General features: G+C 41.0%; 24 protein-coding genes and 1 pseudogene. 7 read left to right on the forward strand and 18 right to left on the reverse strand.

Annotated elements, in window-relative coordinates; all coding sequences use genetic code 11:
- From NST31_RS01000 to NST31_RS01015, 4 genes are all read right to left on the reverse strand, one after another.
- Complete coding sequence (locus NST31_RS01000) at nt 1-711, reverse strand: EcsC family protein (protein ID WP_077110321.1); 711 nt, start codon at nt 709-711, stop codon at nt 1-3.
- Nucleotides 712-1,157: 446 nt separating this feature from the next.
- Nucleotides 1,158-1,349, reverse strand: coding sequence for a hypothetical protein (locus tag NST31_RS01005; RefSeq protein ID WP_077110320.1), 192 nt, complete (start codon nt 1,347-1,349; stop codon nt 1,158-1,160).
- A 16-nt stretch (nt 1,350-1,365) separates the two neighbouring features.
- Nucleotides 1,366-4,497 (reverse strand): AAA family ATPase, encoded by a 3,132-nt coding sequence (locus NST31_RS01010; RefSeq protein ID WP_339163408.1) that lies wholly within the window; start codon nt 4,495-4,497, stop codon nt 1,366-1,368.
- Complete coding sequence (locus NST31_RS01015; protein ID WP_339163410.1) at nt 4,494-5,639, reverse strand: exonuclease SbcCD subunit D; 1,146 nt, start codon at nt 5,637-5,639, stop codon at nt 4,494-4,496. Before NST31_RS01015 ends, NST31_RS01010 begins: the two co-directional genes overlap by 4 nt.
- Nucleotides 5,640-6,612: 973 nt before the next feature.
- On the opposite strand from NST31_RS01015, the gene NST31_RS01020 reads away from it, so the two are divergent.
- The 5 genes from NST31_RS01020 (at nt 6,613) to NST31_RS01040 (ending at nt 8,282) form a co-directional block, all read left to right on the forward strand.
- Nucleotides 6,613-7,038 (forward strand): DUF2621 domain-containing protein, encoded by a 426-nt coding sequence (locus tag NST31_RS01020; protein WP_077110316.1) that lies wholly within the window; start codon nt 6,613-6,615, stop codon nt 7,036-7,038.
- Nucleotides 7,039-7,091: 53 nt separating this feature from the next.
- Nucleotides 7,092-7,475, forward strand: a complete 384-nt coding sequence (gene crcB / locus NST31_RS01025) for a fluoride efflux transporter CrcB (protein ID WP_339163413.1) — start codon at nt 7,092-7,094, stop codon at nt 7,473-7,475.
- A complete protein-coding gene (gene crcB / locus NST31_RS01030; protein WP_339163415.1) occupies nt 7,475-7,834 on the forward strand; it encodes a fluoride efflux transporter CrcB in 360 nt (119 codons plus the stop codon). Before crcB (NST31_RS01025) ends, crcB (NST31_RS01030) begins: the two co-directional genes overlap by 1 nt.
- 84 nt (nt 7,835-7,918) lie before the next feature.
- A complete protein-coding gene (locus tag NST31_RS01035) occupies nt 7,919-8,131 on the forward strand; it encodes a YozQ family protein (protein WP_213089103.1) in 213 nt (70 codons plus the stop codon).
- Nucleotides 8,124-8,282, forward strand: coding sequence for a hypothetical protein (locus NST31_RS01040; RefSeq protein ID WP_171973836.1), 159 nt, complete (start codon nt 8,124-8,126; stop codon nt 8,280-8,282). Before NST31_RS01035 ends, NST31_RS01040 begins: the two co-directional genes overlap by 8 nt.
- Before the next feature lie 1,050 nt (nt 8,283-9,332).
- Here NST31_RS01040 and NST31_RS01045 read toward each other — a convergent pair.
- From NST31_RS01045 to NST31_RS01070, 6 genes are all read right to left on the reverse strand, one after another.
- On the reverse strand, nt 9,333-9,554 hold the full coding sequence (locus tag NST31_RS01045; protein WP_077110312.1) for a YneF family protein: 222 nt from the start codon (nt 9,552-9,554) through the stop codon (nt 9,333-9,335).
- Nucleotides 9,555-9,632: 78 nt separating this feature from the next.
- Entirely contained in the window at nt 9,633-10,070 is a 438-nt protein-coding gene (gene sirA, locus NST31_RS01050; protein ID WP_077110311.1) for a sporulation inhibitor of replication protein SirA, read from the reverse strand.
- A gap of 357 nt (nt 10,071-10,427) precedes the next feature.
- Nucleotides 10,428-12,446: a transketolase gene (gene tkt / locus NST31_RS01055; RefSeq protein ID WP_077110309.1), complete on the reverse strand. Its 2,019-nt coding sequence runs from the start codon at nt 12,444-12,446 to the stop codon at nt 10,428-10,430.
- A 117-nt stretch (nt 12,447-12,563) separates the two neighbouring features.
- Nucleotides 12,564-12,797 (reverse strand): DUF896 domain-containing protein, encoded by a 234-nt coding sequence (locus NST31_RS01060; protein ID WP_077110308.1) that lies wholly within the window; start codon nt 12,795-12,797, stop codon nt 12,564-12,566.
- 152 nt (nt 12,798-12,949) lie between these two features.
- Nucleotides 12,950-13,606, reverse strand: coding sequence for a recombinase family protein (locus tag NST31_RS01065; RefSeq protein ID WP_339163420.1), 657 nt, complete (start codon nt 13,604-13,606; stop codon nt 12,950-12,952).
- 22 nt (nt 13,607-13,628) lie between these two features.
- A complete protein-coding gene (locus tag NST31_RS01070; RefSeq protein ID WP_339163422.1) occupies nt 13,629-13,814 on the reverse strand; it encodes a hypothetical protein in 186 nt (61 codons plus the stop codon).
- Nucleotides 13,815-13,967: 153 nt separating this feature from the next.
- Between NST31_RS01070 and lexA the strand changes: the two genes are divergently transcribed.
- Nucleotides 13,968-14,588, forward strand: a complete 621-nt coding sequence (lexA, locus tag NST31_RS01075; protein WP_077110305.1) for a transcriptional repressor LexA — start codon at nt 13,968-13,970, stop codon at nt 14,586-14,588.
- Nucleotides 14,589-14,666: 78 nt separating this feature from the next.
- Here the strand turns inward: lexA and NST31_RS01080 are convergent, their stop codons facing one another.
- The 6 genes from NST31_RS01080 to spoVK all read right to left on the reverse strand — a co-directional run bounded on the left by NST31_RS01080 (nt 14,667) and on the right by spoVK (nt 22,507).
- Nucleotides 14,667-15,761 (reverse strand): stage II sporulation protein P, encoded by a 1,095-nt coding sequence (locus NST31_RS01080; protein ID WP_077110304.1) that lies wholly within the window; start codon nt 15,759-15,761, stop codon nt 14,667-14,669.
- A 364-nt stretch (nt 15,762-16,125) separates the two neighbouring features.
- Nucleotides 16,126-16,392 (reverse strand): hypothetical protein, encoded by a 267-nt coding sequence (locus NST31_RS01085; protein WP_077110303.1) that lies wholly within the window; start codon nt 16,390-16,392, stop codon nt 16,126-16,128.
- Nucleotides 16,393-17,431: 1,039 nt separating this feature from the next.
- Nucleotides 17,432-18,766, reverse strand: a complete 1,335-nt coding sequence (gene glnA / locus NST31_RS01090) for a type I glutamate--ammonia ligase (protein ID WP_077110302.1) — start codon at nt 18,764-18,766, stop codon at nt 17,432-17,434.
- 159 nt (nt 18,767-18,925) lie between these two features.
- Entirely contained in the window at nt 18,926-20,197 is a 1,272-nt protein-coding gene (locus NST31_RS01095; protein WP_077110301.1) for a methionine gamma-lyase family protein, read from the reverse strand.
- A gap of 15 nt (nt 20,198-20,212) precedes the next feature.
- The gene (gene hflX / locus NST31_RS01100) at nt 20,213-21,460 is read right to left on the reverse strand and encodes a GTPase HflX (RefSeq protein ID WP_339163427.1); all 1,248 of its coding nucleotides are present in this window, start codon (nt 21,458-21,460) and stop codon (nt 20,213-20,215) included.
- Between the two features lie 96 nt (nt 21,461-21,556).
- A complete protein-coding gene (gene spoVK / locus NST31_RS01105; protein WP_077110299.1) occupies nt 21,557-22,507 on the reverse strand; it encodes a stage V sporulation protein K in 951 nt (316 codons plus the stop codon).
- Between the two features lie 648 nt (nt 22,508-23,155).
- Between spoVK and NST31_RS01110 the strand changes: the two are divergent.
- Nucleotides 23,156-23,991: pseudogene (locus NST31_RS01110) on the forward strand (IS4 family transposase); the annotation flags it as partial.
- 1,181 nt (nt 23,992-25,172) lie between these two features.
- Here the strand turns inward: NST31_RS01110 and hfq are convergent.
- Both hfq and miaA read right to left on the reverse strand, forming a co-directional pair.
- Nucleotides 25,173-25,403, reverse strand: coding sequence for an RNA chaperone Hfq (hfq, locus tag NST31_RS01115; protein ID WP_339163429.1), 231 nt, complete (start codon nt 25,401-25,403; stop codon nt 25,173-25,175).
- A gap of 27 nt (nt 25,404-25,430) precedes the next feature.
- A complete protein-coding gene (gene miaA, locus NST31_RS01120; RefSeq protein ID WP_339163431.1) occupies nt 25,431-26,384 on the reverse strand; it encodes a tRNA (adenosine(37)-N6)-dimethylallyltransferase MiaA in 954 nt (317 codons plus the stop codon).
- Between the last annotated feature and the right edge of the window lie 66 nt (nt 26,385-26,450).

Raw genomic sequence — 26,450 nt, forward strand, 5'->3', positions numbered from 1 at the left:
TCACTGTGACAATAATCGCAAGCGATAACAATTTCCGGCTGTCTCACCCAAGCGGTCGAGCAGTTGGTAATTCGCATATGCCCCAAAAGCCGCACCCAATCCGGGAATGAGCTGCAACATTTTAACCAGGTCTATATAATCTCGGTATTCTTGTTGCAGTTTACGCCAATCCATATCAACGAGCCTTTCTTTTTCCTCTTCCCAATTCTCAATCGTATTCATTGTTTCTCTTCTGGTTTCGTCACTTGAGAAAGCAAGTTGAAATATATGCAAAATAAACAGCCGTTCACTATATTCCTTCGTATCAAAACCGTAAATATGGGCCGCTTCAAACAAAAACTTCATTTCAATAGAGAGCAGCAAAGGAAAATCGGCCAAACCGAGCAAGATTCCCCCTGCGCCAGTTCCCGCTCCTTCAGCAACTGCCGTTTTACGGTAAATTGACAGCTTTTCTTCCAGCAGTTGATCCCGTTGAAAAAGGCTTAACTGATCTTTTGGTTTTGATGTTGTCAATATATCTGATCCAAAAATCGTTGCTTTCACCATATTTTTGATACTTTCTGAAATCACCTGGTGGGCTTTTTCAGGAATCAAATCATTCATCTTTGTTTGCGCTTGCTTCGATAAACGCTGTAAAAGGCTCGATTTTTTGTACATGTTCCTTTTCCATGCTTGAACGTCTTCATATACTTTTTTCTCATATTCGTTCATGATTCCCACCCTAAAACTTTATTTGCTTATTTTATACGTATTGAGAAGTCATTTAGTTTCATTGTAATTGGATCAAATATAGCGCAATATCTTTTACAAACTTCAAGCCGTCTTCCATCATATCGTAAAAGCGTTTTCTTGTTTTATTTCCTCGAGCTCATGTCCCTTGCGTCTAAAAAGACCACATGTTCGAAAGTCCGACCGCTGTCAACTTTCTTGTCTTGTCATGAGCGTGGATTGGCAAATTGCTAAAACGGCGATGTATCCGAACATGCGATGACATGCCGCCAAGTTTTTTGTCTGGTGCCACCTCCGCGCGAGTGTTTTTTCGAAACATTTCCGGAAATGGCAACTTTGTGTTTAGGATCACATGCTCACTACTCGTTAACTTTGGAACTCACAAACACTAAGCCTAAAAAAAGATCGCCAAAGCGATCTTCCCCCATTTATTCTTTGTCTTTTTCTCTCCATTTTTTTGCGAATTTCACATTTACGATGCAAGACCCAATAAAAATCAACACTAAACATATGCCAATCAGCGGATAACCCAACTTAAACGCGAAAAAAGAAAAGACAGCCAAACTGATGGCTATAAACCAATTAAATGTCAATGTTGCGATAAAAAAAGTCTTTTCCAAACCACCTCACCACCCTTTACGAAAAAACAAATTCGGTGCTGCTGCCACTTTGTCCTGCCAATACTTCCAAACGGGCGTCAATTCTTTCTTTTAATTCCGGAACATGGGAAATGATGCCGACCAGCCTGCCGCTGCTTTGGATATCCATTAATGCTTCTATCGCTTGGTCTAGCGATTCAGAATCAAGCGTCCCGAAACCTTCATCAATAAACATCGTTTCGAGTGATACACCTCCGGCATGCCGCTGAACGATGTCAGCCATCCCCAGAGCAAGTGACAATGCCGCTTTAAAACTCTCGCCGCCCGATAATGTTTTGACATGGCGTTCCTGTCCGGTATATTCATCAAATATGAGCAATTCCAAACCGCTTTGAATGTTGCCTTTCGATTTGTCTTTTTTTCTTAAAAGCCGATAACGTCCGCTTGTCATTTTCGTCAGGCGATTATTGGCCGACACTAAAATTTCATCAAGGAAGGAAGCCAAAACATATCGTTCAAACGTTAGTTTGTACGCATTTTGTCCTCTCGCAATATCAGCCAGATGACCGATCAACTCATATTCGTCCTCCAGTGACTTGATATGCGCATCCATTTGCAGAATGGCTGTTTTGATCTCTTTATTTTTCTTTATGTTCATAACTAAGCCGGTTTGCCGCTCATTCATTCCTTCAAGAGTCCGCTCCAGTTCCCGGCACTCTTCTTCAAACTGTTTTAAATCGGGCTTTTTAACGTCTTTTAGGCGATGTTCATATTCTTTTAATCGATCTGTTACCGATCGGACATCTTCACCATAAGTTTGTATTTCTTTTTCCAGCTTCTCTACCATGTCAGGCTCTCTTTTTGCCTGTTCATAGTGGCGATAGCTGGAAAAGCCTTCATGTTCAAGTTGTTTTAAAAACGCTTCGCGCTCCACATGCAGCTTTTCTTTTTGCTCATTGATCGTTTCCTGCAAGTTTTTAAGGACTCCCGATAGCGCCGCAAGCTGTTGGTCGAAATGGCGGAAATCTTCGTCGGCTTTTTTCCGGGCCAATTCCATGGCGTTCAATTCTCTCTTGAGAAGCGCCACCTTTTCGTTAAACTTTTCTATTGTCGATAATTCTTCCGGAATGTTTTTAGTGAGTGCGCGCATATGGGCTGACAGCTCCGCAAGCTCGTTTGCTTCCTTCCGCTCCCGATCCATCAAGCTTTCCAATTCTTCATGAAGCTTTCGGCATGCAGCTTCTTTTTCTTTGAACTGCCCTTCGGTTGCGGGAAGTTTGCTAATGGCTGCCTTATGTTTGGCAATCACTTTTGCCATCTCTTCCAGCCTTTCCTTTACTCTCTTGAGCTCGCTATCCATACGGTCTTGCTCAAAGTTCGGAAATAGCCTTTTCACTTCTTCCGTAAGTTTTTCTATGCTTTGTTCCGATAAATGAATCGACGTCTTAAGCTCAATCTTGCTTCTTTCCAATTCTTGGTATTCTTTCTCGAGGGTTTGAACGTCGCTTTTAGCGGCACGAATATCATCCTCGTTATGCATGCTGCCTAACATTTGTGCCGGGTGTGGATGTTCGGGAGAACCGCAAACCGGACAGGGGCGCCCATCAACAAGATGCTTTGCCAACAAAGCGGCCTGTCCGGACTGCCATTGCTTTTCAACATGTTCTAATGTCGTTCGTGCGTCATCCAATTTTTTGCTAGCTATCTTCCATTCAGAGGATTTCAGCTGAAAATGCCGCTGCAAATCATTTTTTTCTTGCCTGGCCCTCATCAATTCACACAATGTTTCGTACGTGTTTTTCAAACGGACTTGTTCCAGTTCCAATTGAACCGTTTCAGTTTGAAGCCGGCCAAATTCTTGCATTTCCTTCTGTAAAAAAGCAATCTCTTTTTCCAATGACTGATTCGTTTTTTTATGATTGTCTATTTGTGCACGGGTATCTTTTACCTGATTTTCCAAGAGGAGAAGGTGATTTTTTTGTTTTTCATAAGAATATACGTCTTCTTGAATGGCATTCAATCGGGCCAGTTCGACTTTTATCCACTCTCGCCTTTCCTCGTTTTCTTCTTCTTTTTCAAGCCGCTTTTTAGCTTCGGATTTTTCCTTTTTAGTGGCTTCCATGTTTGCTTCCAATTGTTTTAATTTGTTTTCACGCTCTTTTAAGTCTTGATGGAGGCGACGGCATATGGCTTCTTGATGCTCCAGGTTGTTGGCTTTATGCGCCATTTTTATTTCCTTTTTTTTGGCTTCTATCACTGGCTGGATGTGGTCCAGTTCTGCTTTTTTCCTTGTTAGTGTTTGAAAAGCTGCGATTTCCTTAAGCAAGTTTTCAGCTTCGTGTACTTTTCTTTTTGCTTCATCTCTTTCACGTTGTTTCTGTTCTATTTTTTGAGCAAGGCTTAATGTTTCTTCTTCCATTTGTTTTGTTACTTGATCCAACAAAGGGAGAACCGTGTTTTTATTAGGTATCTTTTCGGAAATGGCCGTCTCCAATTCTTCATTCCCGTATGTATAAGCGCCTTTGATCGTTTGGCTTCTTAATTCTATTCCGGATAGTACTTCGTTTTTCAAGTCATTTGCTTTATCTTTCAGACTTTCTTCAACCTTTTTATACATTTCTGTATGAAACAATCGTTGAAGAATGACTTCCTTTTCCTTGCTGTTGGAAGTTAAGAACTTGCGAAAATCTCCTTGCGGGATCATCAATATTTTCCTGAATTGATTGGCGTCCAGTTGAATAATTTCCTTTATTTTTTCTTCGGTATCACGAACATTGGCGGCCAAGAGCTTTTTTGATCCTGATTCATCAAATATGTACAGTTCTGCCCTGGCGTTTATAACGGTATACCCGTCACCCCTCGTTTTCTTTTTTAGTTGCTGGGGAGAGCGCCAAATATAGTACGTTTGATTTCTGAGAGAAAATTCAAGAGCAACTTCCGTTGGCACATGATCCTTGGCAAAATGGCTGCGAAGATCCATTCCGTCCCGGTCTTCACCGCTTGCTTTTCCGTAAATGGCAAAGCTGATTCCGTCAAAAATGGACGTTTTTCCCGCACCGGTTTTCCCGGAAATGACAAACATTGTCCTGCTTTCCAATTGGGAAAAATCGATGACCTCCGTATCTGCATACGGTCCGAACGCCTGCATCATTAACTTTAGTGGCCTCATGCATATATTTCCTCCTTTAGCACACTTTCCAATACTTTCTCCATTCGTTCTCTTTTTTGCTCTGTAAACTCTCTCGTTGTCATTTCACTGTAAAACTCCGAAAAAAGCTCCAAGTTTGTTTTCTTTTCATGTGGCTGCTGGCTCGACAAATGTTGCCTTTTCATATCAACCACCTCAATGTTTCTCTCCAAATGCAGCACATTTGGGTAAACCGACCGCAACTTATTCATGGGATCCAGGATCGCTCCTTCATCCAACAGCGTAATTTTTAAATAATCATCTGTCTTTTGGGAATTGTAAAAGCTTGGGTCTAGCAATTCGTCTATAAGTCCGGTTAGCTCCCGCATGTCCTTTTCAGGCGTCAGTGTTTTCTCTTCAATAGAAAACTCCCCGTTCGACCGTAATTGTATAATAGAAACACTTTTTCTCTGGTTTACCTCCGAAAAAGAATACTTCAATAGCGAACCCGAATAGCGGATTGATTCATGTTTAATGGCGTCGGGACTATGCAAGTGCCCCAGTGCCGTATATGTAAAAGGGCTAAAGCAATCCACATCTACACAACCGGAACCTCCGACAGATAATATCCGTTCTGAGTCAGTTGTTTTGCCTCCTGTCACGAAAGCATGGCCGACGCAAATAGCAATGGATTCCTGATCCATATTTTTCTCTATTTCTCCGGAAATGCGCATGGCGGCATCTTGAAATGATTGAATGCTGTCATCTTGAAACAGGTCCCGGACAATGCCCGGTTCAGCATAAGGAACGAGATAAAAATGGACGCCGTTTATATCGACTGGCTGAAAGCAATGATCAAGGCGCCCCTGTATGTAAAATTGACTATGCCGATACCAGGAAGAGCCGAAAGCCAGCCGATCGGGACTGTCGTGATTGCCTGCTATCGCCAATACTGGAGTGTTAAGTTCAACATTTATCTTGAATAAAACCTCTTCCAGCAGCTTCACTGCTTCTACCGGGGGTACAGAGCGATCATATAAATCACCTGATATAATGACCGCATCCGGTTTTTCCACGGCCACAAGGTTGATAAATTGATCTAACACGATCCGCTGCTGTTCCGTCATATATACCCCATGTACGAGCTTCCCCAAATGCCAATCAGCTGTATGAATGATTTTCACCTGATCACCTTGTTTCCTATTTTTGATTATCTATTATTATAGCAAATCGTCTACTCGCCGGTTCTGAAAGAATGAGATTTCATCAGAATAAAGCCATCTGATCGGGAAGTTTTGTCATCGAATCGACAACAGCAAAAATACTTGGTGACAAGCTTTATTTTAAATTCCTCATTATATTTAGCCATAAAAACACCCCCGAAAATGAAACTTTGTGGAATCTACAGACACCACAATTTTGTTAACGCGAGCAAAAAGTCATAACGCTAAAAGCGTGCTTGACGGAATGAAAGACCCAAGCATATACAACCGCGCTAGCAGTATCAACACGGCAGTGTACAGCAAGATAGAAGAACACGAGTGCCGGAAATCCAACTTCACTGGTAAATGGCAGAACTACTGTAACCAGCTCAGTCTTCAAGGTATTGATTTGTTTAACGAGAAGGTTCCTTTTCGTAAATGCCCTCGCTATCCAGAAAACACTGGCTTTGCTCCTTATGTCCATGGTCATTTTCCGACCGGCTCATTCGGAATGTGAGAACGAGCCTGCCCGCTTTTTCGCCATCAGAAACATCTTGTTTCCTCTCCCCTTTTCATCATGAACTGTCTAATATCGCAGTGCTCGGTTCATTCCATCACTAACAGCCCCTGTTTCACAAAAAAACCAATCACGGTCTTATACCATATAACTCACCAGTACCGGAATCACCGCAGCTGTTTGTGAACGTCTCACACTTTTTGATCCGCCTATCATGTAATCCACCCCGTGATTAAAAATTGGTTTTAGCCTGGAACATTTCAAAAAAGTTTACGGCTTATATACTGACGACGGATGAAAAAAGACACCTGAAAACCAAAATCGAAAGGACAGATTATCACTATTCCTTCACATTCAACAATGCAAGCGCTTGTCACCTTCTTTTTTAATTGGCTATAATGAATATAGTTTAGGCAAGTTTTTTCAGGAGGTTAAGAAATGCTTGAAGGTTGGTTTTTAGTATTTATCCTTTTTTGGGTAGTCGTTTTAATTGCGCTCTTTGCCATTGGAGGATTTTTTATGTTCCGCAAATTTTTAAAGCGCCTGCCAAAAGAAGACGGGAAATCGGATATGGATTGGGAAGAATATTATGTGGAAAAGACAAAGTCATTATGGACAGAAGAACAAAAAGCACTCCTGGATGAACTCGTGAGTCCTGTGCCTGAATTGTTCCGGGACGTCGCCCGCCACAAAATCGCTGGTAAAATAGGTGAGGTGGCCCTAAAAGAGAATGTCAAACGGTTAAATTTGGATATCATTATAAAAGGCTATATTTTGGCAACGCCAAAGCGCGACCATAAATTTCTTCGTAAAAAAATGAATGAATTAAACATAGACATTACGCCATATGAACATTTTTTTTGAGGCTTCCAAACGTGATCGGGAGCCTTTCGTTCATATAAAAGCAGGTGAAACATTTGAACTATATCGCAGTCGGAATCGGCGGAATGGCAGGAAGTGTCCTCCGATATTTAATTGGTCTTTACACGATCGAAATATGGCATGGCGGGTTTCCTTATGGAACGTTCATTGTCAATGTGACGGGTGCCTTGATATTGGGTTTTTTGACTGGGTGGCAATACGAGAAAAAACTTCCCTCCTATATCGTTTCAGGACTCGGAACCGGATTCATCGGTTCCTTTACCACTTTTTCGGCTTTGAGCTTAGAAACTGTCCAACTTATTGACACCTCGCCACTGACTGCCTTGTTATATGTTGTATTAAGTAGTGTCATCGGCCTCTTCATGGCTTTCTTTGGGTTGTTGTTGGGAAAAAATGGTTCTCGAAAGGACACTGTCTAATGAAGCTCATATGGCTTATTGCAATAGGTGGATGTATCGGAGCTACAGCGAGGTTTTGTCTGGCAAACAAAGTGAAACCGATCAACGGCTTTCCCCTTTCCACCCTGCTTGTGAATGTAATCGGTTCTTTCCTGCTTGGATTCTTTTCAGGTGCTGTGTTGAACTCGACAATTGCCCTTCTGGTTGGAACCGGCATTTTGGGTTCGTTTACAACTTTCTCCACCCTGAAAGTGGAGATCGTTTCATTGCTTGATCAAAAGAAAATGCGCACCGCCTTTTTTTATATGGCTGTCAGCTATATTGGCGGCATTGTGCTGGCATTTGGAGGATATGCACTGGGAGCGTTTTTTTCTTCCTAACTGTACAGGTAAACTTTTCTTGAATGTAATTGGCCAACCTCACAAATAATACATACAAATAGTGATAAGTAGGAGGGCATATCATTGAGCGATTCTTTAAAGTTATCTGGCAGGCAATACAAGAAGGAAGATGAACATGGAAAAGACATTTTATCAAAAGGTCTTGCCATTACACATGAGCAAGTAAGTGATGTATATACAGAAGGTGTCATAGAAGGTGTTATTGAGAATGAGAACGGGGAAAACATAGCACTTGCCGATATTCAACAACAGGACAGGAGAAAAAAACATGACTGACAAACAGCAATATAAGAATGACATAAAACAATATCAGATGCCAAAAGCACTTCGCCGCAGTAAAAAGTCTGCCTACCGTGTCGGATATACTGCCAGTACAGGCAATGACACCGGAGGAAAGGACGAGCCTGGAAAAAGAACGGATTTGTAAGTGCCAGCCGGGCTTAAAAAGATGGAAAGAGTTGAATAGAGGAATCAACAGATACCACCTTTTTGTTTAACGTTAGCAAAAATCATAACGCTAAGAGCGTGCTTGACGAAAATGAAAGACCCAAGTATATACAATCGCGCTTGCCGGCAGTGACAAACGGAAAGAATGAACAGAAGTCTGCCTCCCTACATCATGATGAACTTTGGGGAAATACCAACTCTTTTGTACAACCGTTGTTTCATCAAACCTAGACAAAGAAGAATATGTTTTAGTAAAAAATGGCTCCGATTTGTCAATTTAGAAGATCGGGGCCATCTTTTTTAACCATGCCAAATGCCCATATGCGAGATTTTGCGGCCATAGTCCTATTTTTACATCATTTATCCTGATATTTGACCAAGAGAGGATCAAAATTTCAGAGATTTTGTTGAAAATTTCAATTTATATTTACAAAAATAGTAGAAAAGACTGATATATATTTGATATAATATGCTTAAATTTTGATTTACAAAAAATATATATAATACACTGAAAATAACAAGAAGGGACGAGACAAGGTGGAGAGTTTACTTTTAGAGATTGAGAAAAAGCGAGAACAATTAATTGCAGTATCAAATCATGCAAACTTGACATCCCAACTTGTATTGCAATACAGTACTGAGCTGGATCTTTTAATCCATCAGTATAATCTTATGACTGTCACGAAACTACAACAGCAGGCGGCTAATTAACAAAAAAACATAACAGACGGGAACGTCTGTTTTTTTAATTTGTTTAAAGAACGTCTGATTCATGTTGAGTCCTGTCACCCCCTTTTTCCTTTATTCACCCCACGCCATCTAGTTTACATAAAATAAATTATCGGCAGTCACGTTGCATATCGCGCAGATAGCAAATTATTATGAATATTACGTGTATTAACACTAGAAAAAGCCACTTCTTCTGCTTGATAATTGTAACAGAAAAAGTGGCTTGAGAAAGCTTAAACATCAAGCTATTTTTTGCAATGTAACAAATGAGTAAATCGGATATACATTGGTAAATCAACGTTTACTTATTATCCATCTGTTTTTTCATCATGGACATCATTTGATTCACTTTTTTCTGGGAAGGTTTCATTCCCATTTGCATCATCATCATTTTAAGCATTTGTTCATTGATTGGCGGATTTTTCTTTAAATAGTCCATCATATATTTACGGGCAATGAAAAACCCTAAAGCAACACCAGCCAAAAGAGCCAGTACGCCCGTTAATACAAATTGCCACCACATTAAGTAATTCCTCCTTCAAGTTGTCTACCATCCAGTTTACTGAACCCCCAAATATTATACAATACTTGATCATGCATTTCATATGTATTTTCTTTCTTTTACAGGTTTCACCCAACCATAGCGTTCATTTTCTCTATCAACGGCAAAAAAATGGCCTTCATATTTTCGAAGTACTTCAAAAAAAACAGACTCTGACTCAAATCCGCCCCAAGCCTTCAAACATAGCAAGTTTTCTTCAATGGCCAGTTCTGCTCCATTTCTCCCTTTGGGATTTCCTGTACAGTATACTTTTCCCTTAATCATTATTTTTCTGTTTTGTATAGACTCCGATAATAACTTATGCAGTTCTAAAAAAGGTAAGGGCCGGGTTATATAGTCGATTTGCTGCTTAATAATCTTCCTCTGTTTGTCTATGTTCGCATCTTGTGCGGTAAATAATTTATAAAATTTACTTTCACGGCCATAAAAGTAATCTGCAAACTCATCTTTTATTAAATAAATTGAGTATTTTCTCACTTGCTTCGTCACTCCCGCCGTTTTTCATTATTATAATGGAGACGTTATAAGAAGTTTGTCAATTCCTCTGTACTCTTTCACAAATCATTTTTTTACATATATTCTAGATGACCTAATGATTTCCCTTTTTTTAACAAAAGATCATTTTTTCAAAAACAAACGAATGTTTCCAAGAAAAAGATGACATTCTCGAAACGTTTTTGTGAATGTTGCTTAAGAGAAGGAGATAGAATTCCGATTCGCGGCGATTACATAGCATGAGCATGTCGAAAAAGGGAGAGCTGTAACGGCAAAAAGCCCCAGCCAAACGGCTGGAGCCAGACACAAAAAAGAATTTCCTAGCAGGAACATTTCCTTTTATTTTTGAAGCAAAGCTTTTACCTTTTGAACGACGTTATTGACTGTGAAGCCATATTCTTCGATCACCTTTTCACCAGGAGCTGAGGCACCAAAACGATCGATTGCCAAGATATCCCCTTCATCCCCTGTATATTTATGCCAGCCAAGTGATGAACCCATCTCGATGGCCAAGCGTTTTTTAACAGTTTTCGGGAGCACAGTTTCTTTGTATTCATCTGATTGCTGTTCAAAGCGATCCCATGACGGCATGCTGACAACGGAAGCATGAATGTCTTCTTTTTGAAGGGCTTTTTGTGCAGCGATTGCCAAGTTTACTTCAGATCCTGTAGCAATCAACAGGACATCTGCCTGCTCTTTATGAGCAGGTGAAATAATATAGGCGCCTTTTTCAACACCGTCTTTGGCTCTTTCTGCCGTAAACGGCAATGTCGGCAGGTTTTGCCGCGTTAAAACGAGCGCAGTCGGCTTATTTTCAGATTCTATCGATAAGCGCCATGCCGCCGCTGTTTCATTGGCATCAGCAGGCCTGATCACAGACAAGCCAGGCATTGCGCGCAACGAAGCAAGTTGCTCGATAGGTTCATGTGTAGGGCCGTCTTCCCCAACAGCGATGCTGTCATGTGTAAATACATAAGTCACTGGGATTTCCATTAAGGATGCAAGCCGGATGGCGGGACGAAGATAGTCCGAGAATACAAAGAACGTACCACCAAAAACTTTCAACCCGCCATGAAGAGCCATCCCATTTAAGGCCGTGCCCATACCAAATTCGCGTACCCCAAACCAGATGTTCCTGCCTTCGTAAGAAACTGGGGAAAAATCTTTTTCTTCTTTGATCATTGTTTTGTTAGAGCTAGCCAGATCCGCAGCCCCGCCAATGAGATAAGGAAGATTTTTGGCAATGCTGTTCATCACTTCACTGCCTGATGCCCTTGTTGCCAGACTGGATCCTTCTACATATGTCGGGATATCTTTATCCCACGCTTCAGGAAGTTTTCCTTCAATGGCGCCTTCCAATTGCCTGGCAAGTTCAGGGAAAGCGGCTTTATAGCTTTCAAAGAGCGTTCGCCACTCTGCCTCTTTTCGAGTTCCGCGTTTGATCGCTGTTTCTTCAAAATGTTCATATACTTCTTTAGGAACATAAAAATCTTCTTCATATGTCCATTTGTAATAGTCTTTTGTAAGCTTCATTTCCGCTTCACCGAGCGGGGCCCCGTGGGCATCTGATTTACCGGACTTATTTGGGGCTCCGTAGCCGATAATGGTCTTTACTTCAATCAAAGTCGGGCGAGTATGATCGGCTTTGGCTAGTTCAATGGCTTCGGAAATCTGCTCAAGGTCATTTCCGTTTTCAACACGGATATATTGCCAATCGCATGCTTCAAACCTGGCACCTACATTTTCCGAAAATGATTTGTCCAGATCCCCATCAAGGGTGATATCGTTGGAATCATACAATACAATCAACTTTCCAAGCTTGAGATGACCTGCCAGTGAAACGGCTTCGGAAGCCACCCCTTCCATTAAATCCCCGTCACCGCAGAGTGTATATGTATAGTGGTCGACAATATTGTAATCTTTTTTATTGTAAACAGCCGCCAAATGGCGTTCAGCCATGGCCATACCAACCGCCATTCCGATTCCTTGTCCCAGCGGCCCCGTTGTCGCCTCTACCCCAGGTGTATACCGATATTCCGGATGTCCAGGCGTTTTGCTTCCCCATTGTCTAAAATGTTTAATGTCTTCCATTTTAAGGTCGTAACCTGACAAGTGAAGGAGACTGTATAAAAGCATTGAACCGTGACCCGCTGATAAAATAAAACGGTCGCGGTTGAACCATTCGGGATTTTTTGGATTGTGGTTCATATATTTTGCCCATAATGTATAGGCCATGGGTGCTGCTCCCATCGGCAAGCCGGGATGACCTGAATTCGCCTTTTCAATTGCGTCGATTGACAGCGTTCTAATTGTATTGATGGCCAGCGCGTCAATCTCGGCCACATTGTTGTTATGCATCTAAATATCTCTTCCTTTCCCATTTTGTTCTATAACATATCATAAAGATATTTTTGCATTTTCACAACTTTTGAGTATAAAAAAACATCGAAGCGGGTCGATGTTTGTAAAGAAATTTTAATGAAGTTTTTTCTTTAGCTGGATAGAGCGAAGTTTTTCAGGCGTTACTTCTTGTCCCGTAGAATCAAACACCCTTACTTGTTCAATTGTCTGTTTCATGGAAGAGCGAAACGCTTTTAAATATTCGCCGCGAAGTCTCGACTGCTCCTTTGCTTCTTCCTTGGACAGGCCTTTTTCTTTCGCTTTTCGGGCTAGCGCATTAATCCTGGCGAGCTTTTCTTTTGAAAGCATACTCAAACTCCTTTTTTACGTTAAGTTAGCTCCAGTTTACTAAAAGCGATGGGTGAAAACAATCTATAAGCCCCTGACTGATAGATGAATCTCACTATCTACATGAAGCTAGAGTTCGCAATGTCAGAGATGGACAACAGTGGACAACACTGTCATGGACCCTGATTATCCTCCTGCTCCATAAACTCTTTGTATCGTCTATGTACCGTTGCTTTGGAAACTTTGAAACCGAACCCCCTCATCATGGCAGCTATCTCTTCAAAGGTCATATTGTTTTGTCTAAGGCGAATGATTTCTTCCACCGGGACCTCTATTCTTTCACGCCCATGCTGGTTCCCCTGGTTTTTCAAGTTTTTCTCCGGTTGATAGCCCTTGGAAACGGCTCTCTTCATGCCCCGTTTAATTTTGATATTATGCAATTTCCTCTGATGTTCTTCGATCATCGCCACAATATCCAATAGAATGGAGTCTGTTTCCGATATTTGCAGTTCTCCGTTATGAGACAGGCTGTACAATGTTACACCTTGCTTAAGAAGAACATGCATGAGGGCTATTTTGGCATTGCCCCGTCCAAGCCTCGTTTCATCCTGGATCAGGACAGCACCAATTTTATCGCCTTCTATTTTGTCGAGCATATCAAGTACGCCGGGACGGTTTAAGTCATAGCCGCTCGCTTTGTCGAGAATGATGTCACTTACATCAAACCCCCACATTTTTGCCGCTTGCACAAGTTCTTCCTGTTGTCTTTCCAATGAGGTTTCCTGTGTGTGTTTGTTTGTACTGACCCTGCAGTAAATAATGGCATGCATTTTTTCAACCCCAAAACAAAAGTCATCTATTTTTTTGATTCATTGTCATTTCACTTTGATCTTGTAGATCATTGTATACATTTGCTTCGACAGTTTTCAAGGAAGTATTCTCTTGTTCCCAACTGAATATCATGACTAATCCCATAATTAATGACAGTATAAAAAAGATAATGACGAATGAATAATGTTTCCATACGGACGCAATCATTCATATTCCCTCCCCGAAAGTTTGTTCGCATCTAAAAAACATTATAATAGGAACACCTGTTTGTGTCAATAAAATTACGAACCCATGTTTGCTTAATGAAAAACCGCATGCTATAATAAGGTCAATTCATCACGGGAAAAAGGGTGTGAAAAGGTGTCAAAACTTACAAAAAGGCAAGAAGACATATTAAACTTTATAAAAGATGAAGTGAAAAAAAAGGGCTATCCTCCGTCTGTTCGCGAGATTGGGAAAGCGGTTGGCCTCGCATCAAGCTCCACTGTACACGGGCATCTCGCCAGGCTGGAAAGCAAAGGCCTTATCAGGCGCGATCCGACAAAACCGAGAGCCATTGAAGTTTTAAACCAGAATGAGGAAACAATCGTTCAAAAAACGGTCAATGTTCCGCTTGTCGGTAAAGTCACTGCCGGGCTGCCGATTTCAGCAGTTGAGAATATTGAAGATTACTATCCGCTTCCGGAATCACTTGTTCCGGCAGACGAGCAAGTATTCATGCTGGAAATCGTAGGTGAAAGTATGATAGAAGCCGGGATTCATGATGGTGATTTTGTCATCGTGCGCCAACAAAAAACGGCCAACAACGGAGATATTGTCGTCGCAATGACCGAAGAAGACGAAGCGACAGTCAAAAGGTTTTATAAAGAAAACGGCTATTTCAGACTTCAACCGGAAAACGCGAGTATGGAGCCCATTATCGTATCCAATGTCGTCATTTTGGGAAAAGTGATCGCCTTATACAGGCGCTTTGTCCATTGATCAAGCCTCCTTCGCTATCCATACACGACGCACGAGCGGCCCAATCCCCCGTATCGCATTGAGCCGCTTATTTTTTGCTCACTTATTTGTGCCCGCTTCCTTTGCTTCACCCCAATAATATTCGCTAAACACTTCCGCCAATACATCGACTGTACGATAGAGTTCCTCCAACGTATTATCCACCCCGCCAATCTCGATCAAGAGCGCATTTTCGGTTAAATCTTGGTTGTATACTCCATTCCCGTCTGCCTTCGTTTTTCCAAAAACCCCTCTTGACAGCCCGGGATATTTTTCTTGAATAGAATGATGCAATCGTGTTGCGAATTCCAGGTTTTTCTGATAGTTCGGATGTTCCTGTCCGATCACAAAATACGGCTTGGCATACGTTTTTCCGTTAATTGTCGCAGTCGTAACCCCTTTTCTCTGCGAATCTCGATGAATATCAAAATAAAAGCGGACTTCCTCTTTTTGTTTCATCGTTTCCACGGCAATCTCACGTGAAAGCTCATATGATTGAAAGAATTTCATATTTCTTTTTTTCAAAAGCGCCTGAATATCGACCTCATTCACCAACGTACTAATTCCCTTTTCTCCCAGTTTTTCTCCCAATCTTTTTCCTAGCAGTGTCACATTTTTCTCTTTGTGCCACGCGCGGTTTGGATCCGTTACATTTGGAAGAAGAGGAAGAAATGACTCCGTATTATGTGAAGAATAGATAAAAACAACGGGCTTATCTATTGTTGTCTGTTCTTTTGTCGGCGGAGATTCCTCCGCAGAATCATCACTCTCTTCCCAAACATCCAAATCATCCGGAGGCGGGGATTCAATCGGAAGATTCGTAAAATCAGTCCCTTTTCCAGCCACAATAATTTTTGGGGTCGCTGCATGCAGTCCCGGAATCTCACTAATTAAAAATGTCTTCATGTTCCGCAGATTGATGTTCGTAAATAATTCGAGAATATCTCTGCCCAAAGTCTGTTCAAAACCTTCGGGAATAACGGATTGTAAAGCGTGGTTTTCCAACGACATGACATATAGGAAAGTTTCTGTTCTTGACGGATCATCACCTATGAAGGACAATAAGCTGATTTTTACACTTGAAAAGGCAATTGCCGAAATTAGGCAAAAAAGTGCGACAACCGTTGCAAAAGATTTTGCTGCGAATTTGAACATCGGGTTCATCCTTTAAGAAAGATTTTGTAATACCATTTATATGAGCGTTGATAGAGTCTATGATTAAAAAGTTGTTCATACCTATAAACTTCGGAAAATAAAAAAAGCCCCATAGGGGCCCACGGTGTTTAAAAAACAATCTATTCTTTTATACATTAGGAATTTTTTAGTAGATCAAACTGTTCGCTCGTGTCCAAACAATTAATAGATTTACCACTTTTACGAACATCCCATTACATGTTAAGTACCTGTAAACGGCTTTCATTTATGGAAAATTTTGAAATATAATGTAATGATGAAAGACTTGATACAAGGGTTGCGGGGCGATTGCAAAGTTCATAGTCAAGAAGGGGACGGGCAACATTTAGTCTGTCTCGTTCATCATGGATGTTTCGTTATTGTCGGGCGATTGCTTTTTATTTTTCTTTTCGCTAAAAGGTTCTTCGACAGTTGCTTCTCCAATGGTTGGCTCTTGCAAGCTTGCCAACTCCGGATCAATTGCTTGTTTTGTATTAGCTTTTATATGTAAAGACCCATTATCGTCAACGGATTGCACATCTTCGCACTCACTTGAAGAAGCAGTAAACATGAATCCGGAAAGCAACATCAATATAAAAGGTTTTTTAAGCATCTTATTACCTCCATCCTTATTCCGTCTATAGGAATCTTATCATTTTTGGGCAAGTATTTTTTTCGTTTCGGTATTTTTTAATCTAATCTAAAACAATGTCAACTGCGTTTAAAAAATGACATGCGCAGGTTACTAAAACCCTATCATAGTAAAGCTTCACAAACTTTTAATTGTTCAAACAGCTTGTGTGTTTAGCTAGTGGTTTATATGACCGTAGTGGCAATGATTCTATTTTAAGCTCCCAAAGCCGGCCCGCTCGTGAAAAAAATTTTTATGCAAAACAAAAACCCCTCCTGTATAGGAAAGGCAGTATGCTTGACAATATATCTGTTATGGTAGAGGTGAAATAATAAATCGTCGCTGGCTGCATCGATCATAAAGCGCGCACTATCTTCAATATTGTACCTTTGTATGAAAAAATAAAAACACCCCGTAGGAGATGTTAAGACTTACGATAGAAATATTTTTTATGTTCCTAAGATGTACCTACAAAAAATAGAAATGGGTCATGAGAAGCGTGAATATAACTCCTGCTTTAACAGCCATTCCGTCACCTTCCTAAAAGGTAGTCTTTTTTTGGGAAATTCATCAAGAAAAGTATGGCGACAATCCGTTTCAGGTTGCCGGTTTCCTTTTGAATTTCAACATCTTTTCACCTCTTTAACTGCAATTTATCACACCCATGTTAATACTGTTTGTAGTATATGTAAAGTTTTCATTTACAAAACAAAAAATGACAGTGCGTAAAGATTCACTTATTTCCCATTTATTAGACATCTGTAAAAATGGCTTTTAGTCATTCAGACAATACAACAAATATTCATTCTTATTGGAAGCTTGAACGGACATGATATACATCCAGTCATCATTAGCCAGTTCTGCAACATTGGCACGCCAGGAAAAAATGGACCATCAAGACAATAAAATGTTGCAAAAACCGGACTGTTATCGGTTTAAGGAAAAATAAATGTACAAAAACCGAAATGTCCCAGTCAGTAAAAAAACCGAAGGAGCCTAACAGCCCCAACGGTTTTATAAATTAATACAGCTTCATGTACTGCTCCCTTTCCCATGGGTGTACCTGGGTCCTAAACATTTCCCACTCAATCTCTTTTGCTTCAATAAAGTTTTCGAGGATGTGCGGTCCTAAAGCGTCTTTCATAACTTCGTCAGCCTTCAGTTCCTGCAATGCTTCGTGGAGATTGTGGGGTAAATCGACAACCCCTTCTTTCTCCCGCTCATTTTTGTTCATGATATAAATGTTGCGGTCTACCGGTTGTGGAGGAGATAGTTGTTCTTTAACACCGCTTAATCCGGCCTTTAATAGGACGGCCATTGCAAGATAAGGATTTGCTGTTGGATCGACGCTCCGAAGTTCAATTCTTGTGCTTTGCCCTCTTGATGATGGTATTCTGACAAGCGGGCTCCTGTTTTGGGCAGACCAAGCAATATAACATGGGGCTTCGTAACCCGGGACGAGCCGTTTGTATGAATTGATCGTTGGATTTGTGATCCCTGTAAAGCCAGGTGCGTGCTTAATAATACCTGCCATAAATTGAAATGCCGTTTCGCTCATTTCCAGCTCACCATTTGGATCATAAAAAGCATTCTTCCCGTTTTGAAATAGAGACATATTGAAGTGCATTCCTGATCCCGCTACACCAAATAGGGGCTTTGGCATAAATGTGGCATGCAGGCCGTGTTTTCGGGCAATTGTCTTTACGACAAGTTTAAATGTTTGGATGTGATCACATGCACTGACGGCATCCGAGTATTTAAAATCGATTTCGTGCTGGCCGGGAGCCTCTTCATGGTGTGAAGCTTCGATCTCAAAGCCCATTTCTTCAAGCTCTAGCACAATGTCACGGCGGCAATTCTCACCAAGGTCGGTGGGAGCCAAATCAAAATATCCGCCGTTATCGTTTAATTCTAATGTCGGTTCACCCTTTTCATCCAACTTAAAGAGGAAAAATTCTGGTTCCGGTCCAAGGTTGAACTCAGTAAATCCATATTCTTCCATTTCCTTTAAAACCCTTTTTAAATTGCTTCGCGGGTCACCTAAAAATGGCTCCCCGGATTTATGGTAAACATCACAAATCAGTCTCGCCACTTTTCCCTTTTCGGCAGTCCATGGAAAAATGACCCATGTATCAAGATCCGGCACCAAATACATATCGGATTCTTCTATTCTTACAAATCCTTCAATGGAAGATCCGTCAAACATCATTTTATTATCCAGTGCTTTCTCTAATTGGCTGATGGGGATTTCAACATTTTTTACTGTCCCCAAAATATCAGTAAACTGCAACCTGATAAACTTCACGTTTTGTTCTTCTGCCAGCTGTGTGATGCTTTCCCGTGTAAACATGCTCATGTGCGAATATTCCTCCTGGAATGACAGATTCAACATGACAAATCATCATGAAGTAAAGAAAAATATCATGTACGAAATGATAAATGCCACAGTTTCATCTGTCAAGAAAAAATTTGAAAAAGACAGCAAGCTATTACTGTCTTCCATATATATATTCACTTAATTTACACGAATCAAACCTTTATCCAGCAAATAATCCACCGCAGTGGAAATGGCAATTTTTACATGGGCATATGTAAGGCCTCCTTGTACATATGCGGCATATGGAGGACGGATCGGGCCGTCGGCCGACAGTTCAATGCTGGCCCCTTGAATAAAAGTACCGGCGGCCATGATGACAGGATCATTATAGCCCGGCATTTCACTAGGATAAGGCATAACATACGAATCCACCGGTGATGCGGCCTGGATAGCCTGGCAAAACGCAACCATTAAATCGGCATCGCCAAACTGGACGGATTGTATTAAATCTGTTCGCGGCGCATCCCATTTCGGCTCCGTGTTCATCCCGATCTGTTGCAGAAAAGCCGATGTAAAGACAGCTCCTTTCAGTGCTTGCCCCGTAATATGGGGTGCCAGGAAAAACCCTTGATACATTTCAAGCAGGCTGTAAAGGGAAGCTCCGGCTTCTGAGCCAAGGCCCGGGGATGTCATCCTATAGGAACAGTCTTCAACATATTTCGATTTCCCAACAATATAGCCTCCCGTTTTTACAATTCCTCCCCCGGGGTTTTTAATAAGTGATCCTGCCATCAAATCGGCTCCAACATGGCATGGCTCACGTGTTTCTACAAATTCACCGTAGCAATTGTCAACAAAAACAATCAGCTCCGGGTTTATTTCTTTTACAAAAGCGATCATTTCAGCGATTTCTGCGATAGTAAATGAAGGACGGTCGTCATAGCCTTTCGATCTTTGTATACCAATTACTTTCGTCTTTGAATTGATTTTCTGTTGAACAGCTTGAAAATCCACTTTTCCTTCCTGAGTTAAAGGGACGGCTTCATAAGCGACGCCAAATTCCTTCAGTGATCCGCTGGATTTGCCGCGAATCCCAACAATTTCTTCCAGTGTATCGTACGGCTTTCCAGTAATATATAGCAATTCATCCCCGGGACGAAGCACTCCAAACAACGAAATAGCGATGGCGTGAGTGCCTGAGACAATTTGTGGGCGGACAAGCCCGGCCTCCCCGCCAAACACATCGGCATAAATGCTTTCAAGTGTTTCCCGCCCCATATCATCATACCCATACCCGGTGGATGGATGAAAATATGTATCGTTCACACGATGCTTTTGGAAGCATGCTAATACGCGATATTGATTTATTTCAATGAGCTTGTCAATTTCTTTGAGCTTACCCGAAATTTTCTCTTCAACAGCTTCAATGACGGGGCCCAATTTCTCTCTATGTGTCAAGTACGTATACATTTTTTGCTGACTCCTTCAAACTTCATATAATTTTAGCGATCCTGTTACAGGATGATCTGGAAGAACGTAACCTTTGCATTTATAGGCCTGTTCTTTCTCCAAAAAAGTTAATTCTCTCAAAATCGTGTCGCTCTTTAATACAGACAAAAGCCGCCCTTCATGTGAGGGAATGATTACATGATAGTACTCCATGGATGCTACGGCCATACTTTCAATTTTTTGTTTTAGCAGATTTCGGTCATTCTCATCAAACGCACTCATTAGAACCGCATCTCCTGAACTTGGAACAAAATCAGAATGAATTTGATCTGCTTTATTGTATACGGTCAATTGGGGCAAGTGTGCTATTTCCAGTTCTTTCAACAGCTCTCGAACTGTCTCTTCATGATTGCTATAGTCCGGGTTGGAACAATCAACAACATGCAGCAACAGATCCGCCTCACGCGCTTCTTCCAATGTAGAGCGGAAAGCCGCAACCAATGTAGTGGGCAAATCCTGAATAAAACCAACCGTATCTGTAATCAAAACCGAGTATCCGCTTGGGAGGACAAGTCTTCGTGTCAGCGGATCAAGAGTCGCGAACAATTTGTCTTCCGCAAACGACTCCGCCATCGATAAACGGTTGAATAATGTTGATTTTCCGGCATTTGTATAGCCTACAATGGCGATTTGATACGTATTATTTCTTTTTCTCCGGGATCTGTAACCTTTACGATGTTGCACAATCGTCTCCAATTGCCTTTTAATTTCGTCAATCCTCCGCCTGATATGCCGGCGGTCAGATTCAAGTTTTGTTTCCCCTGGTCCCCTTGTCCCAATACCGCCCCCAAGCCTTGACAAAGCAATTCCTTGGCCGGCGAGCCTAGGCAATAAATATTGCAATTGGGCAAGCTCTACCTGCAATTTCCCTTCTCTTGATTTGGCGCGCTGCGCAAAAATATCAAGAATGAGCTGTGTTCTGTCCAGCACCCTTCCAGAAAACTGTTCTTGAAGATTACGCAGTTGGGTTGGAGTCAATTCGTCATTGAAAATGATTAAATCAGGCTCCAACTCTTCCACCAGCGACTGAAGTTCTTCCAACTTTCCTTTTCCCAAATAAGTTGAGGGATGGAGCCGTTCCCGTTTTTGTACCATTGTGGCCAGTACTTTCGCTTTGGCTGTAGTTGTCAACGAAGCCAGTTCATCCATTGAATATTGAAAATGATGGTCGTTTGCATCGAGCTGGCAACCGACAAGAATAGCTGTTTCTTCATGTTTGAGCATTTTAGACACTCCTGCTTTCTTTACAATGTCTAAACACATCATAACAGATATGTTTGGAAAGAAAAAAGAAACTCCGCCAGAAGTCGGAGTGGACATTTAAGTATAGGTGTTATTTTTCGCAAAGACCAAATCGCGGCTATGAAGCGTCATCAAATTATTACGGTTCAATCTGCTTTCGGAAAGAAGCCGCATGGCCTGCGCCCGCACCGCGCCTTCGATAATATTGCGGACATACCGTCCATTGGAAAATGTGGATCTGTTCACACCTTTGGCGTATATAAGATGATCTTTCAATTTCGCTTCTGCTTCATGGGTAAATTCATATTGCTTCTCTCGTAACATGCGTCTGGCAATTTCCATTAATTCATTGACAGAATAGTCCGGAAAATGAAAGACAAGTGGAAACCTGGAGTGAAGGCCGGGATTTAAACTTAAAAAATAATCCATTTCTTTTGAATATCCAGCCAGGATTAAAATAAAGGTATGCTGTTTATCTTCCATATGTTTAACAAGGGTATCAATCGCTTCTTTGCCAAAGTCTTTCTCACCACCGCGGCCAAGTGAATAGGCTTCATCAATGAATAAAATACCGCCGGATGCTTTTTTGATTAAATCCCGTGTTTTTTGTGCAGTGTGGCCAATGTACTCGCCAACAAGATCAGCCCTTTCCGCTTCAATCAGATGTCCTTTAGGAAGAACCTCCATTTTATGGAGCAATTTGCCAATCAGCCTGGCGACAGTCGTTTTTCCCGTTCCCGGATTTCCTTTGAACATCATATGCAACACTTGAGGACCGGCTTTTAATCCTGCAGCTTCCCGTTTTTTGTTAATGTAAATCCACGCATAAATTTCCTTCATTGTTTTCTTTATGTGGTTGAGTCCTACAAGGGAATCCATCTCACTTTCAATTTCATTTAAGATGGCATGTTGGCCGGGCAATGATTTGGAAACAGCATGACCATGTCCATCTTTATGTTTATCCCTTTTATGCATGTTGAGCATTATACTGATCTGGCCATTATTCTTCATCTTGATTGGTTCATCCACAGCCCATCACCTCGCATTCAGAAACAGTATACGCCCAATATGACATTTTGTTCCTCATATTGTTTGTATCCATTATATTCGAAAAAAGCCAGCCTCATTACATAAGGAGGACGACTGGGCTATTAATAAAAAAACGCTGCTTCCTGCAGTTTGGGGTTCTTTTTCTTTACGCCCATAAACTACTAACAAGCTCGGTTTCAACACTAAACGGAACAATTTATTTTCAACTGCCGTTTTCCTGAAAGATAGTTCGTGCCTCTGCGCAGCAAGTTGACGGGCCAGGAACCAGCTATTTAAAGCTAATCCGCCTGCCACTCCAAGTAACAGGTGAGTACACATTCATTATATTAATGTTATGTTGAAAACATATTAGCATACCTTCTCGACTAACGAGTACCATACATTACATACATTTAGTAAAATGAACTTCCTCCCTTTTGGGAAATACTTTTAGAAAGCTAAATCTTCTGACACCTCTCCATCTATGCGTTTCAGTTTTTTACCCTTCATGAAAACGCTTCATTTTTTTCTAAAATAACACCTAGTGTTGCATTAATTAAATTCCACTTTTGAAAATACGCTAAATATTCAATTTTGTCATTTTTTGCATAGAAACCCATCCAAATCCACTAAAAAGGACACAAACTCATGGACAAAATTACACGAAAAACTTCATTTGGACAATGGTTTTCACCAATTAATTTTTCATTATTTGAAGAACAGGTGAAAACCATGAAATTAGATTTCTATACGAAAAAATTAACGACAGAGCCATTCCTAAAATTACTGCTTTTTGCGCAGCTACATGAAATAGAAAGTTTTCATACGCTAAGTGATTGTCTTTTCGACGATCATCTTCTAAAAAGAGATTGACCTTGATTCGATCAGTATTTCGCAGCTGTCACGCCGATTAAATGGCATGAATCCAGATCTATTTCAAGAGCTTCTCCTTGACTTAGTCTCACAAATGCATGCCATATACAAAACTTGTTATGCCGTTAAAAATCATAGATTCAAGCACATTGCCACTGAGTTTAACCAACCATAGGTGGGCAAAGTTCCGCAAGACAAAAGCCGGTGTGAAACTGCATCTACGCCTTGTATTTATGGAAAAAGGAACTTCCTATCCCGAAAAAGCCGTCCAAACAACGGCAAAAGAACACGACCGTGGTCAGCTTGAAATCATGGTGGATGACAAGGAGTGCATGTATGTGTTTGACCGTGGCTATCTGGACTACGAGCGCTTTGACCGCATGACTGATGACGGCTACTTTTTTCTATCTAGACTACGTAAAAACGCTGCCATGCGATAAATTTACAATTTTAAATTGCCCGAGGATACGACTGTTTTATCGGATCAAATGGTGCTGATTGGTACGACTCAAAACCGTGCTGAAAATTACTTTCGTTTTCTAAAAGTGATGGATTCAAAAGGGAATGTACTACATTTCATTACAAATCGGTTTGATTTGAGCGCCGACGAAAGATCAAGCAGCTGGAACAATATCCGGAACCCTTGGGCGATTACAGGAAGTGGCTAAAAGGAAAAAAGGATCGACACAGCGATCTCAATCCACGCACTCACATGGAGTGCGACAATACTCGACGAATATTCATTATTACGACGGCTGATTTCAATCCACGCACTCACATGGAGTGCGACAGCGAAAATTTCCTAATAAAAGGAAAATTGCTCCCAAAATCTAGTAGGATAACCTGTTTTTGGGAGGTGTTTTGCTATCTTCTTTTCAATTTTACCATATATTTTCGTATCATACTGTTTTTTTTGGTGCGGGTCCCCTAGAGATGTTATGTTCGCTTGGGGTTCGCACCAAAGTTTACAATATTATACGAACGGACGGCTGCTCTTTTTAATTAAAAAAATTTCCAATTCTTCCATTAGTCCCAGAATCAAATGTTCAATCCTTTTTTAATTCTGTTCACAATCCAGCTCTCATGTAAGTTGACCGGTGTTTCTCTACATTTCCCGCATTAACAATTTTAATCGTCGCATTCAGTTGAAGAAGAACGTTTTATTAAAGTTGTTTCACTTGTTTTATTGCAAAATAGTATGATCTGCTTATCATTCCAATCGACGATGAATTGTCCCCAGTCCACTTGCCGGCATGGTTTCAAAGTACTCGGTTACTTTGCTTTGGAATAAACGAAAGAATGAAGAATTGTAGAAAGAGAGGTTCAAATTGATTCTGGATCGGTGCAAAACGATTATTCATTAAGATGAAAATTAGTAGTCATACAATAGATGAGCTGATATTGTTAAAGACATTTCCACTTCCTACGCTGATAGAGCAATGTGTTAGTGAGGTGCCGTTATTTCTGCTGTTTGTTATTCCTTCCATTCTTGAGTGAGAGTGAAAGTTACGACACCTTTCTAAAGTTTAAGGTAAGAACGCCATCCATTCATCTGAATGAATAGTAAAATGTTTCATTACTGTTTTTAGTTGCTCGTTTCTTGAAAAAGGAGTTCCCCAATTCCTTTGTGAGAATAGTGGCAATAAGGAGTTCAACTTTGGATCACATACCAGATCAAAGAGCACTTGCTCTTTTAGAGACGATACTGCCGAGCACTTCATAGAATGTTTCCTCATTATGTGGGGATTGCCCAATAATGCTCTCGGCAATCCCCACTCGTTAAATTCTCACTTTATTCTTCTTCAAAATTAATTTGCACGTTGCGTTGGGGCGAAAAAGTTGAGATGGCATGTTTAAAGACAAGCTGATGTTTGCCTTCAGTTTCAAATAGTACGGTAAAGTTATCAAAGCCTCTTACTTGCCCACGCAGTTGAAATCCGTTTAATAAGAACACTGTTACAGGGATTCCTTCTTTACGCAGTTGATTTAAAAATTGATCTTGAATGTTGATCGGTTGCTTCATCGGAAGACCTCCTCTTTTTCTCTATACTTATGTATTCGATTTTAATTGCAGCTTTCCTGCAATAAATTGAACAATCTCATTAATCGTATTCAAGTGTTCCCTTTCATTCGTCATATCAAACCATGTAACATCCATTTTATTACGAAACCAGGTGAGCTGGCGTTTCGCGTATCTCCTTGTATTTTTTTTCAGCAGTCGAACTGCTTCCTCCAGAGACAGCTTCCCATCAAAGTACTCAAAAAGTTCTTTATAGCCGATGGCCTGAACAGACTGGACATTACGGAGGCCTTGATCATAAAAGTATTTGGCTTCTTGAAGAAAGCCCATTTTCATCATGATGTCTACACGATTGTTAATGCGCTCATACAATTTGCTGCGATCCATTGTAAGTCCGATTAAAGCTGTGTCATAAAGCGGCTCAGCCAATGTTGCTTTCGGTTTTTCGCTCATTTTTGTTCCGGTTAAGCGGTAGATTTCCAAAGCGCGAATAACCCTTTTTACATTGTGAGGATGAATACTGCTCGCTGTTTCCGGATCCACCGCGGCCAGCTCCTGATATAGTTCATCTGTTTTTCCTTCTGAAGCTCTTTTTTCCAAGGCTCTGCGGTATTCGGTGTCAGGCGCTTCATCGGTAAATTTGTAGTCGTATAAAACCGAAGCGATATAAAGCCCTGTCCCGCCGACAATAATGGGAACGGCGCCGCGGGCGGTAATATCATTGATTTTTTTTCTGACCACTGTTTGAAACTCGGCGACTGAAAACGGCTCATCCGGTTTTTTGATGTCCAATAAGTGATGTGGAATTCCCATCATTTCATCGGGTTGAATTTTGGCAGTACCAATATCCATCCCTTTATACACTTGCATGGAATCACCGCTAATAACTTCTCCGTTAAAACATTTTGCCACTGTAATGCTCGTATCTGTTTTTCCTACGGCTGTCGGACCGACAATGACGATGAGCTTTTTTTTCTCCTTCAATGGAATTCACTGCTTTCACTAATTGCTTATGTGTTATCTTACCAAAAAAAGTATTCAAAAGAAAAT

This window comes from Siminovitchia sp. FSL W7-1587 (assembly GCF_037963795.1).
In the GTDB taxonomy this organism is placed as follows: Bacteria; Bacillota; Bacilli; order Bacillales; family Bacillaceae_C; genus Siminovitchia; species Siminovitchia thermophila.